This is a genomic window from Streptomyces sp. NPDC088745 (assembly GCF_044751045.1).
Lineage (GTDB): Bacteria > Actinomycetota > Actinomycetes > Streptomycetales > Streptomycetaceae > Streptomyces > Streptomyces cremeus.
On the sequence record NZ_JBIVLB010000024.1, the window covers coordinates 13,588 to 29,913 of the forward strand.

The following is a 16,326-nucleotide window of genomic DNA, read 5'->3' on the forward strand; positions in this document are numbered from 1 at the left end:
TGCCGCACCTGAGCGCGGGTAGCCGGACGCACGGTTCCCCGGCAGCCCGACCGCCCGGCGAAATGCCCCTGAACAGCTAGTCTCGGTGATTATGAGCTGGCTCCACGCCCTGAAGCACACCGCCCGCTCCGGACTCACCGTCGAACGGCAGCGCCTCGACCCCCTGGTCGCCGTCCGGGCGGCCGCCGGGCTCGCCCTCGTCGTCGGGGCCGCCCTGTACTTCTTCGGGCCCGCCGTCGCGGCCAGCTCCGCCTTCGGGGCCTTCCAGGCCGCCCTGGCCACCTTCCAGCGCTCCTGGCGCACCCGGCCCGTGCTCGCGCTCGCCTCCGGCGCCAGCCTCGCCGTCACGACCTTCGTCGGATACCTGACCGGGGCTCATCCGGCGCTGTTCATCAGCCTGCTGGCCGTGTGGACCTTCCTGGCCGGGCTGGCCTGGGCGATCGGCCCCACGGCGGGCATGATCGCCAGCTCGAACGTCGCGATCATGCTGGTCACCGTGACGCTGCCGACCTCCGTCGCCGCGGCGGCGGGACACGCCGCGATGATCCTGATGGGCGGACTCGTGCAGGCCGTGCTCATCGTGCTCTTCCCCGTACGCAGGTGGGGCGCCCAGCGCGACGCCCTCGCCGACGCGCTCGCCGCCGAGGCCGACTACGCGCGCCGGCTGCGGCACGACCCCGTCGCCCCGTTCGACCCCGAGCCCCTGATGACCGCCCGCAGCGCCGCCGCGATCACCCCGCGCCAGGCCCGCCGCCGCCCGGCCGAACTGCACGGCACCCGGGGCCTGGCCGAACGCATCCGGCCGGTGCTCGCCTCCCTCGCCGACCCCGCCCTCGGCGTCCCCGCCGAGGGGGAGCAGCGCGCCCGGGTACGGGAGCTGCTGGCCGCCGCCGGATCCACCCTGGACGCCGCCGCCCGCGCGGTGCGCCACGGCGAGCCCGTCGCCATGTCGCCCGCCGCCCGCGCGGTGCTCGCCGTGCCCAAGGAGGGCGCGGTGCTCACCGGGCCCGCCAGGCGTGCCGAGTCCCGGCTCATCAGCCTGCTGCGGGACGTCATCGAGACCGCCCAGGGCAGCGGCACCACCAACAGCCCCCGCCCCGGCCGCGGTGCCGGTGAAGCGGACTCCGCCGACGACACCGCCTACCGCACGGCCCGCCGTCTGGCGCGCAGTGCCGCCCGCCGCGTCGCCCGCGTCCCGGAGAACCGTGCCGACCCGCACGACCACCTGCTGCGGCCCACCGTTCCCGGCCTCGTCCCCGTCGCCCTGCGCGCCATGCGCGCGGAACTGCGCCGCGACTCCCCGGTGTTCCGGCACGCTGTGCGCGTCGCCGTCGTCAGCGCCATCGGGTACGCCGTCGGCGCCTCCCTGCCGCTCGGGCACGGCTACTGGGCGCCCATGGCCGCCGTCATGGTGATGCGGCCCGACTTCTCCCAGACGTACTCCCGCGCGGTCGCACGTTTCGGCGGCACCCTGCTGGGCGTCGGCCTCGCGACGGGCCTGCTGCAACTCACGCACCCGGACACCCGGTTGTCGGCCGCGCTCGCCGTCGGGTGCGCGTTCCTGATGTTCCTGCTGCTGCGCGCCGGGTACGCCGTCACGCAGGTGTGCGTCTCCGGATACGTCGTCTTCCTGCTCGGCATGGGCGGCCTCCAGTGGACCCAGACCGTCCCGGAGCGCGTGGTCCTCACCCTCGCGGGCGGGCTCCTCGCCATGCTCGCCTACGCCGTCTACCCGGCCTGGGAAACCCCGCGCCTGCGCACCCGGCTCGCCGGCTGGCTGGTCGCCGACGGGCGGTACGCGACGGCCGTCCTCCAGCGGTACGCCGACCCCGCCGGCGCTCCCCGGGACGCGGTGCGGGAAGCGCTGCTGGCCACCCGGGAGGCCCGGGTCGCCTGGCAGGACGCCCTGGAGCGGGCCGCCAACGAGCCCGTGCGCCACCGGGGCCTGTCCCGCGCGGCGGCCGACGACGCCCCGCACGCGCTGGCCCAGCTCGCCCGGGTGGCGATGCTGATGGAGGCCCACCTCCCGTCCCGCGACACCAGCCCGGTGCCGGCCGCCGCCGCCCTCGCCCAGGCGCTGCGCGCCGACACCGAGGCGGCGGCCCGTGCCGTACGCGAACGGCGGGCCCCGCGCTGGGAGGCCTTCCGGGCGGCCCTGGAGTCGTGGGACGCCGGGGACGCCACGGCCGACGACAGGTTCGTGCGCAAGGGGGCGGGCCTCCTCCTGGCGGCACTGGACGAGCTCACCGACGCCCTGGACGCGGAAGGGCCGCGCCCCCAGGGAGGCACGGCCCGTACGGCGGCCTAGGGCCGCGGCGCTCCGGGGCTACGGCTTCGGCGGGTCCGAGGGCGGCCCGGTCGGGACGCCCGAGGGCAGGGCGCTCGACGGGGCCCTGGTGAAGGTCTCCGTGACACCGCTGCCCTCCCACTTCACCGTGAGGGTCTTCCCGTCGGCGCCGGGCGTCACCGTGCCCCGGGCGCGGTCGGTCCGGCCGTTGGCGCAGGAGAGGTCGAGCGTGACGGCGCCCCGCCGGGACACCGTTCCCGTGCAGATGTTCTCGCCCGCGATGCCCGCCAGCCCGTCGTGGATGGACAGCGCGACCATCTTGCCGCCCGTGGTGACCGCCCATTCGCCGTCCACGGAACCGGCCCCGGCCCCGGACCCGGTGTCCCGCGCGGGCGGCGTGCTCGCGCCGCCGCCGTCACCGGCGCCGGGGCTCGGCGTGCTGCTCCGCGCGCTGCCCGGCGGACCGCCCCGGCCGTCCGGGCCGTCGTCCTTGCCGCTGTCGCCGCTGCAACCGGTCAGCAGCAGCGCCGCTGCGAGAGCGGCCGTCCCGGCGGCCGTACGTACCTGACTGTGCACTCCGGCATCCCCCAACGCGCGCTCGTGCGGCGGCCAATCGGCCACCGGAAGGAACGCGTCAAGCTACCAGGGCGTCTAGAGAAGGAGTCCGCACGGGAAGGAGGCCAATAAGGCCGACCGGTTCTGTAGTCAAGGGGCAACCCCGCGTGCACGTGCATCTGCCCATGCATCGGCAGATGAACGAAGCTATGATCCGGGTCAGTTGACAGTTCGGCAGCAGTTGACATCAGCACATCCGGGAGCGACCTGTGCACCACGCGTACAACGGCATGGCGGCCACAGAGCTTCACGGGGTGGTCTGGCAGAAGAGCAGGCACAGCAACTCGCAGGGCACCTGCGTGGAGTTCGCGAAACTGCCCGGTGGCAACGTTGCCGTGCGCAATTCGCGCCACCCCGAGGGGCCCGCGCTCGTCTACACGCCCGCGGAGATAGAGGCCATGCTCCTGGGCATCAAGGACGGCGAGTTCGACCACCTCATAGGGAACTGAGCCACGCGGTCGGAGGAAGAGGAAACCGGGCCACGCGCTCGACAGGGAACCGAGCCACGCGCGGAAGCGGGGCCGAGGGCCGTCCCCCTCGCGCCCCCGCCGCCGCCCCCCGGCGAGGTAGCCCGCCCTACCGCTCGTCGCGCAGCAGGAACAGCGCCCACACGACCTTGCCGTGCAGCGTCCCCGCCAGCGGGTGCCAGCCCCAGCTGTCGCTGAAGGAGTCCACCAGGAACAGCCCGCGCCCGGACTCCGCGGAGAAGTCCTCGCCCGCCCGCGCCGCCGGACCCAGGTGACTGGGATCGCGCACCGCGCACACCAGTCTTCCGTTCCAGTGCATCAGGTGCAGCCGCACCGGAGGCTCGTTCTCGCGCGGGGTGTCCGCCGGGAGGGCGTGCCGCAGGGCGTTGGTGACGAGTTCCGAGACGACCAGGGCGACGTCGTCGAAACGGCTCTCCAGGTCCCACTGGCACAGCGTGCTGCGGGTGAACTTCCGTGCCCCGCGCACCGCTTCGAACCGCGGCGGCAGCGCGCACGAGGCCGAGGAGGACACGTCCTCGGGGCCGACGGGGGGAAGGCCCTGCCGTAACGGCACGAGCATGGTCGATCCATTCGTCCCCATGCGGGCACTCCCGGGTATCGCGGTCGCGGCGAACAGCGGCGGCCGCACGCCGGAGTCCACGAAAGACGGAAGCGAGGGACGAACGCTGGTGGTCATACGTGCGCGCGGACCATGGTTCCGAATGCGTACAGCAGATGCAAGGGCAGATGCACGTGCACGCGCCGGACTTGGACAACAGAGTGCCGTTTCTTGCTCATTTCTTCCTCGGGTCTTCCTCGGGCCACTTTCCGGACGCTGCCGTCTCCGTAACCGAACGCGTACAGGCTGAAGCGTTTTGGTGGCAGACTTCGCCCTCTCGGGACCTTGGGGGAGGGCCTCGCGCACAGATGACCGAGAGGGAGGGCCGGAGAGGTGACCGCAGGCGAGTCGAGCGGATCGGTGGTCCGACGCATCCTGTTGGGCTCACAGCTCAGGCGCCTGCGCGAATCGCGCGGCATCACCCGTGAGGCGGCCGGCTACTCGATCCGCGCATCCGAATCGAAGATCAGCCGCATGGAGTTGGGACGGGTGAGCTTCAAGGCCAGGGACGTAGAGGACCTGCTCACGCTCTACGGCGTGAGCGACAGCGCCGAGCGCGAGTCGCTGCTCGCGCTGGCCCGCGAGGCCAACCTCGCGGGCTGGTGGCACAGTTACGGGGACGTCCTGCCCGGCTGGTTCCAGACGTACGTCGGCCTGGAGGGGGCGGCGTCCCTGATCCGCGTGTACGAGGTCCAGTTCGTCCACGGCCTGCTCCAGACCGAGGCCTACGCCCACGCGGTCGTCTCGCGCGGCATCCCGCACGCGACCGCCGCGGAGGTGGACCGCCGGGTGGCGCTGCGCCTGGACCGGCAGAAGGTCCTGGTCGCCGAGCGCTCCCCGCGCTTCCACGCCGTACTGGACGAAGCGGCCCTGCGCCGCCCGTACGGCGACCGGGACGTGATGCGCGGGCAGTTGCAGCACCTCATCGACATCTCCGAGCGGGAGAACGTCACGCTCCAGGTGATGCCGTTCAACTTCGGCGGCCACGCGGGCGAGAGCGGCGCCTTCACCCTGCTGCGCTTCCCCGAGTCCGACCTCTCCGACCTCGTCTACCTGGAGCAGCTGACCAGCGCGCTCTACCTGGACAAGCACGAGGAGGTCACCCAGTACGAACGCGTCATGGACCGCCTCCAGGGCGACTGCCCGAGCCCCTCGGCCACCCGGGACGTCCTGCGCGGACTCCTCCAACTGCTCTGATCCGGATGTACGTTGACGGAACCTTTGCCCGCGCAGGAACATCAAAGGTGACGGGGAACACCAGCACCGGTGGCACCACGCGCCGGGCGGCGGCACTCAGCGGCGACGCGGCGGAGCGGACGCAGAGCGAGCGGAAGCAGAGCTAAGGGATCACATGTCCTTCTTCACCGACCTGGCCCACCAGTACATCGACGGCGCGTGGCGGACCGGCAGCGGCTCGTGGGACATCATCGACTTCAACCCGTACAACGGGGAGAAGCTCGCCGCGATCACCGTCGCGTCCGTCGCCGAGGTGGACGAGGCCTACCGGGCCGCCGAACGCGCCCAGCGCGCCTGGGCCGGGGCGGGCGCGTACCACCGCAGGGACGTCGTCGAGCGGGTGCTGCGCCTGGTGGAACAGCGCGAGGACGAGATCGCCGCCGCCATCACCGAGGAGGTCGGCGGCACCCTGGTGAAGGCCCGCTTCGAGGTGCGCCTGGCGAAGGAGTTCCTGCGCGAGGCGACCCAGCTGGCCACCCTCCCCGAGGGGCGCATCCTCGCCTCCCCGGTCCCCGGCAAGGAGAACCGCGTCCACCGGCTCCCGGTCGGCGTCGTCGGGGTCATCAGCCCCTTCAACTTCCCCTTCCTCACCGGCGTCAAGGCCGCGGCGCCGGCGCTGGCGCTGGGCAACGCCGTCGTCGTCAAGCCGAACCAGAACACCCCCGTGGTCGGCGGCGGGCTCGTCGCGCACCTCTTCGCGGAGGCGGGGCTGCCGGCGGGACTGCTGAACGTGCTGATCACCGACATAGCGGAGATCGGCGACGCGCTGCTGGAGCACCCCGTCCCGAAGGTCATCTCCTTCACCGGCTCCGACCGCACCGGCCGCCACGTGGCCGCCGTCGCCGGCGCCCACTTCAAGCGCACGATCCTCTCCCTCAGCGGCAACAGCGCCCTGGTCGTCCTGGACGACGCGGACCTCGACTACGCGGTCGACGCGGCCGTCTTCAGCCGCTTCGTCTCCCAGGGCCAGGTCTGCATGGCGGCCAACCGGATCCTGGTGGACCGGAGCGTGGAGCGGGAGTTCACCGAGAAGTTCGTCGCCCGGGTGCGCGCGCTGCGCACCGGCGACCCGGCCGACCCCGCCACCCAGCTCGGCCCCGTCATCAACACCTTCCACGCCGACGCCCTCACCGGCGTGGTCGACCAGGCGCTCGCCGCGGGCGCCACCGCTCTCGTACGGGGCGCCACGCGCGGCAACCTCGTCGAGCCCACGGTGCTCACCGGCCTCCCGGAGGGCTCGCCGATCCTGGAGCAGGAGATCTTCGGCCCGGTCGCCCTGCTGCTGGCCTTCGACGGCGAGGAGGAGGCCGTGCGCATGGCCAACGACAGCCCGTACGGCCTCAGCGGCGCGGTGATGACCCGCAACGTGGAGCGCGGCGTGCGCTTCGCCCAGCGGATCGAGACCGGGATGATGCACATCAACGACTCCACCATCCAGGACGACCCCCTGGTCGCCTTCGGCGGCGAGAAGGCCTCCGGCATCGGACGCATGAACGGCGAGTCGACCGTGGACGTCTTCACCACCCAGAAGTGGATCTCGGTGCAGCACGGCCGCTCGAAGTTCCCCTTCTGACCCCCGGAGTCGCGGACCGCAGCTGTCCGCAAGCCTGCCTAACCTGGTCCTCGTACCGCGAACACCGCACGCGCCGCACGTTCCGCACAGCGTCAGCGCACTCCCCGAAGGGCGGCCCGCCATGGTCCTGCACGTCAGCGCCGAGAACTGCACCGACGAGGTCTCCACCCTCCTCGCCTTCCTGGAGGAGCAGCGCGCGGGCATCCGCAACGCCCTGCGCGGCCTCTCCGACGAGGAGGCCGCCACCACCCCCAGCGCCAGCGAGCTGTCCCTGTCCGGCATCCTCAAGCACGTCACCGAGGCCGAGCAGAACTGGCTCGCCATGGCGGGCTGCGACATCCCGTCCGCCCACCGCGCCGAGGCCGACTGGAGCGAGAGCTTCCGGCTGGTGCCCGAGAAGGGCGAGACGGTCGCCTCCCAGCTCGCCGCGTGGGCCGAGGTGGCCCGCAAGGGCGAGGAGTTCGCCCGCGCCGCCGACCTCGACGCCACCTTCCCGCTGCCCGACGCCCCCTGGTTCCCCAAGGAGGACGTGACGGTGCGCTGGATGCTGCTGCGCCTGATCACCGAGATGGGCCGCCACGCGGGCCACGCGGACGTCATCCGGGAGTCCCTGGACGGCAAGAACTCCTACGAGCTCGGCGAATAGCGGCACCCGGCACCCGGCATCCGGTACGCAGCCCGCGCCCCGGCCGCCCCGGGCTTGCACCTCACGCGACGTGAGGAAGCAGGCTGGGGCGTACCGAAGGAAACCCACCGCAGAGAGGGCAGCGGGCAGTCATGAGCCATTCCGTGGGGAAGGTCGCCGAGACCGCCGGCGTGACCGTGCGCACCTTGCACCACTACGACGCGATCGGACTGCTCTCGCCGAGCGAGCGCAACCGCGCCGGGCACCGCCGCTACAGCGACGGCGACCTCGACCGGTTGCAGCAGATCCTGTTCTACCGGGAGCTCGGCTTCCCTCTCGACCGGGTGGCGGCACTGCTGGACGACCCGGCGACCGATCCGCGGGAACACCTGCGGCGCCAGCACGCGTTGCTGGCGGACCGGATCGAGAGGCTCCAGGAGATGGCCGCCGCCGTCGAAAAGGCCATGGAGGCACGGAAGATGGGCATCAATCTCACGCCCGAGGAGAAGTTCGAGGTCTTCGGCGACTTCGATCCCGACGCGTACGCGGAGGAGGCCGAGCGCCGCTGGGGCGGCACGGACGCCTGGCGCGAGTCGCAGCGGCGCACCGCCGCCTACACCAAGGAGGACTGGAAGCGGTTCACCGAGGAGTTCGACGCGATCCACCGGAAGATGGCCGGCCTGCTCGCCGACGGCGTGCCGGCCGACGACGAGCGGGCGATGGACGTCGCCGAGGAACACCGCCGGTTCATCTCCGGCAGTCAGTACGAGTGCGGACACGAGATGCACACGAACCTCGGGGAGATGTACGTCGCCGACGCGAGGTTCACGGCCACCTACGAGGCGATCAGGCCCGGACTGGCCGTCTACCTGCGCGACGCGATGCTGGCGAACGCGGTCCGGCACCTGTGAGGCGCCGGGGGCGGGCTCCTGGGGGCCTGCCCCTCGCCGGGTCCGCCGTCCACTGATCCTGGGCGCTCCGCCCTCCCGGGCAGGGCGGAGCGCACCCCGGGGGGGCCGGGGGAACCCGGAAGTGCCCGCGTGCGTTGATACTTTTGCCCAGCCCCCGCATCCCATCCCCCCCAGGAGTCCGGAACCCGTGAATACGCTTGCGCTCGGACCGAGCTGGCTGGACCCGGACTTTCTGCTCAACACCTTCGGGCCCTGGGGCCTGCTGGCCATCGTCTTCGCAGAGTCGGGTCTGCTGATCGGTTTCTTCCTGCCCGGCGACTCGCTGCTCTTCACGGCGGGCCTGCTGGTCACCACCGGCAAGCTGGACATGCCGCTGTGGCTGCTGTGCACGCTGATCGTGCTGGCGGCGATCCTCGGCGACCAGGTCGGCTACCTCTTCGGCCGGAAGGTCGGCCCGGCCCTGTTCCGGCGGCCGGACTCCAAGATCTTCAAGCAGGAGAACGTACAGAAGGCCCATGAGTTCTTCGAGAAGCACGGGCCGAAGGCGCTGATCCTGGCCCGGTTCGTGCCGATCGTGCGGACGTTCACGCCGATCATCGTCGGCGTCAGCCGGATGAACTACCGCGTGTTCATCACGTACAACATCATCGGCGGCGTGCTGTGGGGAGCCGGGGTGACGCTGCTGGGCGCGGCGCTCGGCAACGTGGAGTTCGTGCACAAGAACATCGAGGTCATCCTGGTCGGCATCGTGCTGATCTCGGTGGTGCCGATCGTGGTCGAGGTGCTGAAGGCCCGCCGCCAGTCGAAGAAGAACCCGCCGGCGCAGGCCCCCGCCGCCGAGGGCGCCCCGGACCACCCGGCCGCCTCGCAGTACCCGGGCGCCCCGGCTGCCCCGTACGGCACCGGAGCCCCGGCCGCCCCGTCCGCGCAGGCGTACCCGGGCGCCCGGCCCGCCTCGTACGGCACCGAAGCCCCTTACGGCGCCAACGCCCCGCACGGCGCCAACGCCCCGCACGGCGCCAACGCCCCGCACGGCGGCGACGCGCCCCCGTACGGCGGCGACCAGGACCAGGCCACGCAGATCCTGCGTCCCCAGAACCCCCCGAACAACCCGCCCCCGCGCGGCCGCCACGCCAAGCGCTGACCCCGTACCGACGCCGAAGGGGCGTCCGCGACCGCACGGTCCCGGACGCCCCTTCGGCGCACCCGGAGCTAGAAGCCGCGCGTGCGCTTCGCCGCGCGGCGGGTGCCGCCGTCGCGGCCCGCGCCCGGCATCCGCAGGAAGAGCCGGGAGATCTCGCCTCCCAGGTTCACGCCGATCGCGATGGCCAGGGCGATCGCCGCCGCCTTCGACAGCGAGCCCAGCCCCACGTTCAGCTCGCCCTGCGCGATGCCCAGCAGGCCGTAGTACGTCGCCGAGCCCGGCAGCAGCGGTCCGATCGCCGCGGTGACGTACGGCAGCGCCGACGCGTACTGGTAGCGCGAGAAGAGCTGGCCGAAGAGGCCGACGAGCCCGGCCGCCACCGCCGTCGCCGCGACCGCCGAGATGTGTCCCGTGGTGTTCATCGCGCCGAAGACGACCCAGGCCACCCCGCCGTTCAGCGCCACCATGATCACCGTGTTCCGCTCCTGCTGGAGCAGGATCGCGAAGGCGAAGCACAGGACGATCGAGGCGAGTGTCTGGATCACCGGGCGGGACTGCACGTGCATCGTCGCGTCGGGGTGCAGGTTCGGGTTCAGCCCGGCCCCCGCGTACAGCACGATCAGCACGCCCAGCACGATCGCGATGAAGAAGTACATGACTTCGAGCAGGCGCGCGGAGGCGGTGATGTAGTAGCCCGTCAGGCCGTCCTGCACCCCGGCCACCAGCGCCCGCCCCGGGAGCAGCGCGAAGAGGCCACCGGTGATGACGGCGGAGGGAAGGATTCCGCTCACCACGCTCTCGGGCACGAAGGCCAGCCCCACCCCCATCGCCGCCGGCGGCATCGCCGCCGCCACGAACTGGTAGAACTCCGGCAGCCCGCGCCCCGCGCACAGCCAGGCCAGCCGGTCGCCCAGGACCGCCCCGATCGCCGCGGCGATGAACACCAGCACCCCACCGCCGACGAGGACGGAGGCGGACCCCGCGAGCAGTCCGCTGGCCGCGGTCAGCGCCCAGCCCGGGTACGGGTGCCGGTTGCGCCGGATCTCCGCCAGGCGGCGGTACGCCTCCTCCAGCGTGACGTCGGTGTCCTCGGCCGTGATGTCCGCGATCAGCCGGTAGACGCCCGCCAGGCGGGTGTAGTCGGTGCCGCGACGGCGCACCGTGCGGCTCGCCGTGACCGGGTCGTCGATCAGGGAGGGCTGGTACGAGATGGACAGGAGCGTGAAGGTGACGTTCGGCTCGCAGCGGTCGAGCCCGTAGGCCCGGCACACCGCGAACATGGCCGCCTCGACGTCCTCGGCCCCCTCGCCGCCCGCGAGCAGCAGCTCGCCGATGCGCAGCGTCAGGTCGAGCACCCGGGGGACGGCGGGACCGGAGTCCTCGTCGTCCCCGTGCCGCTGCACGCTGTCCGGCACCGGGCGGTCGCCCACCGGCATCCGCAGCAGCGTGCGCATCCGGTCCTGCCAGGGGGCCTCCTTGGTCAGCTTGACCACGGGTATTCCGTGCGCGGGCGTGAACGCCGGGGGAGAGTGCCGGGCGCTGTAGGTCCTCGCGGTCTCGAACCCGCTCGCGGTCCGCTTCTGGGCCGCCGTCCGGGGCACGCCGAAGGCGGAACCCTCCTGCACGGGCGGCGCCTCGGACGTCAGCCCCTGCGGAAGCTGGAACTCCGAGGTCGGCTGGTCCTCCTCGGCGGGCGGAGCGGCCTTCAGGCCCTGCGGCAGCGCGAACTCCGAGGTCACCGACTGGTCCTCGTCCGGCGTCACCACCGGAACGGCCTGGGTGGCGCCTGTTCCGGACGTGGTGCTGGACGGGTTGCGCGCGCCGCGCGGCACCGCGTCCGCCGGAGCCGTGGCGGACGCCGCGGGGGCGGTTCTGGGCGCGGCGGACTTCCTCGACGCGGAACCGGCCCCGCGGGCCGCCCCGACACCGGACGGCGGCGTGAACGCGCTCCGCGCCTCGTCCGACTGCGGCTTGCGGTCCTCGGCCTCTTCGGGCTGCTCCACCCGGGGTCCGCCCTTGCCGCCCTGCGCCTCCGCCACCACTCGCCTCGCTCTCACCACTCCGGGCTCCGACTGTCCCGCCTGCCCAGTATGTCCATGTTCGACCCGATGCCGCCGGGCAGGGCAGGGCCCGTTCCGCCGCGGGCCCACCGCGACGCCCCTACCCCCGCACCCGCACCGCTGCACCCTCCGGCCCCGCACGCCACGCACGGAGAACCCCCTGCGAGAGGGCCCCGCACAAGCAGACGGGCGGCCCCCTCACCAGAGGGAACCGCCCGCCGCCCGGGACTCACCTAACGCGGGTGCGCAGTTCAGTGCGCTCCGCCCTGCGCCTCAAGGCGCTTGTACGAGGCCTCGATCTCGGCCTCGGCCTCGGTGCGGCCGACCCAGTCCGCGCCCTCGACCGACTTGCCCGGCTCCAGGTCCTTGTAGACCTCGAAGAAGTGCTGGATCTCCAGGCGGTCGAACTCCGACACGTGGTGGATGTCGCGCAGGTGCTCCACGCGCGGGTCCGACGCCGGGACGCACAGCAGCTTGTCGTCGCCGCCGGCCTCGTCCGTCATGCGGAACATGCCGATGGCGCGGCACTTGATGACGCAGCCCGGGAACGTGGGCTCGTCCAGGATGACCAGCGCGTCCAGCGGGTCACCGTCCTCGCCGAGGGTGTTCTCGACGAAGCCGTAGTCCGCGGGGTAGCTGGTCGAGGTGAAGAGCCGACGGTCCAGGCGGATCCGGCCGGTCTCGTGGTCCACCTCGTACTTGTTCCGCGAACCCTTCGGAATCTCGATGGTGACGTCGAACTCCACGGGTGGCTCCTCCATGATCAACACAGTCTTCTGGGAATCTGCGTCCCCCCGGAGGAAACCGACCCCCGGAGCCCCGGCCGAATGGGTCGGAAGTGCCCCGCGGGGTGCCGTGCTCGCGCAAGACGCAGTGGTTAAGTGTCCCTCACGCAGACCTGTGATCGCGAAAGGGGCTGGTCCGCAGTGCCCAAGCTCAAGACCTGGCAGCTCACGGCGGGCTCCGCCGTCGCCGGACTGGCGCTGGCGGCCGGTGCCGTGAGCGTGGCGGGCCCCTGGGACTCCGGTCAGCGTAAGGCCGAGCGGGACCTGGCGGCCGCCCGGGACCGCACGGGTGGCGCACATCACGTGCCCGCCCGCCCCGACCCCGCCGAACCGTCCCCCGCGCCCAGCGCGGGCCGCGTCCTCAGCGCGCTCGGCGCCGGCGCGGGCGGGCGGTCCGGACAGCTCGCGCGGGTGCTCGAACCGCTCCTCGCCGACAGGGCCCTGGGGTCCGTGCGGTCCGCCTCCGTCGTCGACGCCGCCACGGGCAGGGAGCTGTACGGCAGCGGGGAGCGGACCGTGCTGACCCCCGCCTCCACGGTGAAGATCGCCACGGCCGTCGCCGCCCTGTCCGCCCTCGGCCCCGACCACCGCATCGCCACCACGGTGCTCGCCCCGCCCGACGGCGCCAGGGCCGTCCTCAAGGGCGGCGGCGACCCCACCCTCTCCGAGGACGGCCTGCGCGCCCTCGCCGCGGACACGGCCCGCGCCCTGCGCGACCGGGGGGCCCGGACGGTCTCCGTCGCGTACGACACGAGCCTGTACGCGGGGCCCGACGTCCACCCCATCGGCCGGGGCAACGAGAACCTCGCCCGGGTCACCCCGCTGATGGTGAACGAGGGCCGCACCGACGGCTCCAGCAGCGGCGTCGGCGACCGGACGCCCGACCCGGCGGGCGACGCGGCCCGCGCCTTCGCCGACGAGCTGCGCGAAGCGGGCGTCGAAGTGACCGGGGAACCGGTCTCCGGCACGGCCCCGAAGGACGCCGAGCCCGTCGCCAAGGTGCTCTCCGCGCCGCTGTCCGCGCTGGTCGAGCGCACCCTCACGCACAGCGACAACGACCTCGCCGAGGCCCTCGCCCGGCAGACCGCGCTCGCGGCCGGCGCGGAGGCGTCCTTCGCGGGGGCCGGCAAGGCCGTCCGCGACCGCCTCGCCACCCTGGACCTCCCGGCCGACGGCCTGCTGACCGGGGCGCACTTCGCCGACGGCAGCGGCCTCGACCGCAACGACAAGGTGTCCGCAAGGCTGCTGACCGCCCTGCTGGCCCGGGCGGCCGACCCCGCCCGCCCCGAGCTGCGCCCGGTCCTCACCGGCCTGCCGGTCGCCGGCTTCAGCGGCACGCTGAGCACCCGGTACGCGGGCGCGGCCGGGCCCGGCCCGGTGCGGGCCAAGACGGGCACGCTGTCCGGGGTGAACACCCTCGCCGGCACCGCCGTCACCCCGGACGGCCGCCTGGTCGCCTTCGCCTTCCTCGCGGGCGGCACCGCCGACCCCGCCGCCGCGCAGCGGGCCCTCGACGCCCTGGCCTCCGCGCTGACCGAGGCCCCGTAACCCCCCGGCGGCCGGACCCCGGGCCTCCGTTTCGGCGGCCGCCCGCATCAACTCCCGGCGCACCACTCGACAACGTACGGTTGACGCATGACGAGCCTCGGTGGTGCAGCCTCTGCAGGGATGGTCGACTGGAAGCTCGCGGTCGCGACCGCGACCCGATTCGTGCGGCCCGGCCCGGACATCAGCCGGGAGGAGGCGCGCGCCGTCGTCGCGGAGCTGCGACGGCACGCGAAGGCCTCCGAGGAACACGTGCGCGCCTTCACCCGGATGATCCCCGAGGGGCACGAGCCCGAGGACACCCCCGTCCTCGTCGTGGACCGCGCCGGCTGGGTGAAGGCCAACGTCGCGGGCTTCCGGGAGCTGCTCAAGCCGCTCCTGAAGAAGATGGAGGAGCGCCGCGGCTCCGGCCCCGGCGGCGTCGTTCTCGGCGCGGTCGGCGGCAAGGTGACCGGCGTCGAGGTGGGGATGCTGCTGTCGTTCCTGTCCTCGCGGGTGCTCGGCCAGTACGAGACCTTCGCGCCCGCCTCCCGCGACCTGCCCTCCGGCGAGAACGGCGGCGGACGCCTGCTGCTCGTCGCCCCGAACATCGTCCACGTGGAGCGCGAGCTGGAGGTCGACCCGCACGACTTCCGCCTCTGGGTGTGCCTGCACGAGGAGACCCACCGCACCCAGTTCACCGCCGTCCCCTGGCTGCGCGACCACCTGGAGGGCGAGATCCAGGCCTTCCTGAGCGAGACCGACGTCGACCCGATGACGCTCCTGGAGCGGGTGCGCGAAGCCGTGCAGTCCTTCTCCGGCGGCCGTGCGGACGGCGACGAGGACGAGGGCGGCCGCAGCCTGGTGGAACTGGTGCAGAGCCCGGCCCAGCGCGAGATCCTCGGACGCCTGACCGCCGTGATGTCGCTGCTCGAAGGGCACGCGGACTACGTCATGGACGGCGTCGGCCCGCAGGTCGTGCCCTCCGTCGCCGAGATCCGCGAGAAGTTCCAGCAGCGCCGCGCCAAGGGGGCCTCCCGGCTCGACCTCGCGCTGCGCCGGCTGCTCGGCATGGACGCCAAGCTGCGCCAGTACCGCGACGGCGAAAGGTTTGTCCGCGCCGTCGTCGAGGAGGTCGGCATGGACGGCTTCAACCGGGTCTGGACCTCCCCGAACACCCTCCCGACCAAGGCCGAGATCGCCAAACCGGCGGACTGGGTCGCGCGGGTGCACCGTAAGGGAGAAGCGTGAAACCGGTGTGCGCGACGGCAGGAACGGTAAGGGAAACGCCCCCTAAATCACCCATCCGAGGGACCGTAAGCGCTGGGTAGGCGTGCAATGCTCGGGTAACCGCTCGTTTCTGTCACCATCTACGCACTCTCAGTGACAGCGGCCTCCTCCTCCCGAGGCACCCCAACTCCACCGAAGGGCACCGGACATGGGTCCCCATCCTGCGGTCGCGGCGATACGCCTGGCGGTCCGCCGCGTACTCCACGACGTACTCACCGACCACCGGGCACACCACGCCCCGCACGCGCAGGCGGCCCCGCCGCTCGTGCTCGTGGCCTGCTCGGGCGGCGCCGACTCCATGGCGCTCGCCTCCGCCCTCGCCTTCGAGGCGCCCAGGCTGGGCGTCCGCGCGGGCGGGGTCACCGTCGACCACAACCTCCAGGCGGGCTCCGGCACCCGGGCCAACGAGGTGGTCACCCGCATGACCGCGCTGGGCCTGGCCCCCGCCGAGTCCGTCTCGGTGACCGTCGGACGGGCCGGCGGCCCGGAGGCAGCCGCCCGCGACGCCCGCTACGCCGCCCTCGACGGCGCCGCCCAGCGGCACGGCGCGGCCGCGGTCCTCCTCGGCCACACCCGCGACGACCAGGCCGAGACCGTCCTGCTCGGCCTCGCCCGCGGCTCCGGCACCCGGTCCCTGTCCGGAATGGCGGCCGTCTCGGGGGCGGCCGGGCGCTACCGCCGCCCCTTCCTCCAGCTCGACCGGCAGACCGCCCGCAAGGCCTGCATGGTCCAGTCCCTGCCCGTCTGGGACGACCCGCACAACGCCGACCCCGCCTACACCCGCTCCCGGCTGCGCCAGGAAGGCCTCCCGGCCCTGGAGAAGGCCCTCGGCAAGGGCGTCGTCGAAGCCCTCGCCCGGACGGCCCAGCTCTCCCGCGACGACGCGGACGCCCTCGACCACTGGGCCGCCGAGGCGGACCGTTCCGTCCGCGACGACACCGGCCGCCTGGAGTGCGCCAAGCTCTACGCGCTGCCGCCCGCGGTGCGCCGCAGGGTCCTGCGCAAAGCGGTCATCGAGGTGGGCTCGCCCGCCGGCTCCCTCTTCGCCCGGCACATCGAGGAGGTGGACCGGCTGATCACCGGATGGCGCGGGCAGGGGGTCATCAACCTCCCCGGCCGGGTCGAGGCCCAGCGGCAGGGTGGCAGACTGGTCATTCGGCAGGGCTGATTCGGCAGGGCCGAAGTTCTAC

Annotated in this window: 14 protein-coding genes; 10 read left to right on the plus strand and 4 right to left on the minus strand. The window is 73.1% G+C overall.

The features are described 5' to 3' along the window. Positions 1–91 precede the first annotated feature (91 nt). Complete coding sequence (locus tag ACIP93_RS36025) at positions 92–2,308, plus strand: FUSC family protein (RefSeq protein WP_401766368.1); 2,217 nt, start codon at positions 92–94, stop codon at positions 2,306–2,308. An 18-nt stretch (positions 2,309–2,326) separates the two neighbouring features. On the opposite strand, the gene ACIP93_RS36030 is transcribed toward ACIP93_RS36025, so the two are convergent. Then, on the minus strand, positions 2,327–2,863 hold the full coding sequence (locus ACIP93_RS36030) for a hypothetical protein (protein ID WP_401766371.1): 537 nt from the start codon (positions 2,861–2,863) through the stop codon (positions 2,327–2,329). A 248-nt stretch (positions 2,864–3,111) separates the two neighbouring features. Between ACIP93_RS36030 and ACIP93_RS36035 the strand changes: the two genes are divergently transcribed. Beyond that, a complete protein-coding gene (locus tag ACIP93_RS36035; protein WP_189826919.1) occupies positions 3,112–3,351 on the plus strand; it encodes a DUF397 domain-containing protein in 240 nt (79 codons plus the stop codon). 127 nt (positions 3,352–3,478) lie between these two features. Here ACIP93_RS36035 and ACIP93_RS36040 read toward each other — a convergent pair whose 3' ends face one another. Beyond that, on the minus strand, positions 3,479–3,970 hold the full coding sequence (locus ACIP93_RS36040; RefSeq protein ID WP_345220227.1) for an ATP-binding protein: 492 nt from the start codon (positions 3,968–3,970) through the stop codon (positions 3,479–3,481). Between the two features lie 351 nt (positions 3,971–4,321). Between ACIP93_RS36040 and ACIP93_RS36045 the strand changes: the two genes are divergently transcribed. The 5 genes from ACIP93_RS36045 to ACIP93_RS36065 all read left to right on the plus strand — a co-directional run bounded on the left by ACIP93_RS36045 (position 4,322) and on the right by ACIP93_RS36065 (position 9,477). Next, positions 4,322–5,185: a helix-turn-helix transcriptional regulator gene (locus ACIP93_RS36045; protein ID WP_345220224.1), complete on the plus strand. Its 864-nt coding sequence runs from the start codon at positions 4,322–4,324 to the stop codon at positions 5,183–5,185. A 154-nt stretch (positions 5,186–5,339) separates the two neighbouring features. Next, positions 5,340–6,797, plus strand: coding sequence for an aldehyde dehydrogenase family protein (locus tag ACIP93_RS36050; protein ID WP_345220221.1), 1,458 nt, complete (start codon positions 5,340–5,342; stop codon positions 6,795–6,797). 121 nt (positions 6,798–6,918) lie between these two features. After that, a complete protein-coding gene (locus tag ACIP93_RS36055) occupies positions 6,919–7,443 on the plus strand; it encodes a DinB family protein (RefSeq protein ID WP_345220219.1) in 525 nt (174 codons plus the stop codon). Positions 7,444–7,574: 131 nt separating this feature from the next. After that, the gene (locus tag ACIP93_RS36060) at positions 7,575–8,333 is read left to right on the plus strand and encodes a MerR family transcriptional regulator (protein ID WP_345220217.1); all 759 of its coding nucleotides are present in this window, start codon (positions 7,575–7,577) and stop codon (positions 8,331–8,333) included. A 187-nt stretch (positions 8,334–8,520) separates the two neighbouring features. Further along, on the plus strand, positions 8,521–9,477 hold the full coding sequence (locus ACIP93_RS36065) for a VTT domain-containing protein (RefSeq protein WP_401766375.1): 957 nt from the start codon (positions 8,521–8,523) through the stop codon (positions 9,475–9,477). 68 nt (positions 9,478–9,545) lie between these two features. On the opposite strand, the gene ACIP93_RS36070 is transcribed toward ACIP93_RS36065, so the two are convergent. After that, the gene (locus ACIP93_RS36070) at positions 9,546–11,480 is read right to left on the minus strand and encodes a threonine/serine exporter ThrE family protein (protein WP_401766465.1); all 1,935 of its coding nucleotides are present in this window, start codon (positions 11,478–11,480) and stop codon (positions 9,546–9,548) included. 308 nt (positions 11,481–11,788) lie between these two features. Beyond that, positions 11,789–12,283 carry an inorganic diphosphatase gene (locus ACIP93_RS36075; protein ID WP_185034151.1) on the minus strand — a complete coding sequence of 165 codons (495 nt, stop codon included), beginning with the start codon at positions 12,281–12,283 and terminating at the stop codon, positions 11,789–11,791. Between the two features lie 180 nt (positions 12,284–12,463). Between ACIP93_RS36075 and dacB the strand changes: the two genes are divergently transcribed. The 3 genes from dacB to tilS all read left to right on the plus strand — a co-directional run bounded on the left by dacB (position 12,464) and on the right by tilS (position 16,304). Continuing rightward, on the plus strand, positions 12,464–13,870 hold the full coding sequence (gene dacB, locus ACIP93_RS36080; protein WP_401766378.1) for a D-alanyl-D-alanine carboxypeptidase/D-alanyl-D-alanine-endopeptidase: 1,407 nt from the start codon (positions 12,464–12,466) through the stop codon (positions 13,868–13,870). Positions 13,871–13,957: 87 nt separating this feature from the next. Beyond that, complete coding sequence (locus tag ACIP93_RS36085; RefSeq protein WP_345220214.1) at positions 13,958–15,097, plus strand: zinc-dependent metalloprotease; 1,140 nt, start codon at positions 13,958–13,960, stop codon at positions 15,095–15,097. A gap of 187 nt (positions 15,098–15,284) precedes the next feature. Then, positions 15,285–16,304, plus strand: a complete 1,020-nt coding sequence (gene tilS / locus ACIP93_RS36090) for a tRNA lysidine(34) synthetase TilS (RefSeq protein ID WP_345220213.1) — start codon at positions 15,285–15,287, stop codon at positions 16,302–16,304. The last annotated feature ends 22 nt before the right edge of the window (positions 16,305–16,326 follow it).

Coding starts and splice junctions, on each gene's coding strand:
- ACIP93_RS36025 (WP_401766368.1), top strand. CDS start 92: ATGAGCTGGCTCCACGCCCTGAAGCACACCGCCCGCTCCGGACTCACC.
- ACIP93_RS36060 (WP_345220217.1), top strand. CDS start 7,575: ATGAGCCATTCCGTGGGGAAGGTCGCCGAGACCGCCGGCGTGACCGTG.
- ACIP93_RS36085 (WP_345220214.1), top strand. CDS start 13,958: ATGACGAGCCTCGGTGGTGCAGCCTCTGCAGGGATGGTCGACTGGAAG.
- tilS (WP_345220213.1), top strand. CDS start 15,285: ATGGGTCCCCATCCTGCGGTCGCGGCGATACGCCTGGCGGTCCGCCGC.
- ACIP93_RS36055 (WP_345220219.1), top strand. CDS start 6,919: ATGGTCCTGCACGTCAGCGCCGAGAACTGCACCGACGAGGTCTCCACC.
- ACIP93_RS36040 (WP_345220227.1), bottom strand. CDS start 3,970: ATGGGGACGAATGGATCGACCATGCTCGTGCCGTTACGGCAGGGCCTT.
- ACIP93_RS36050 (WP_345220221.1), top strand. CDS start 5,340: ATGTCCTTCTTCACCGACCTGGCCCACCAGTACATCGACGGCGCGTGG.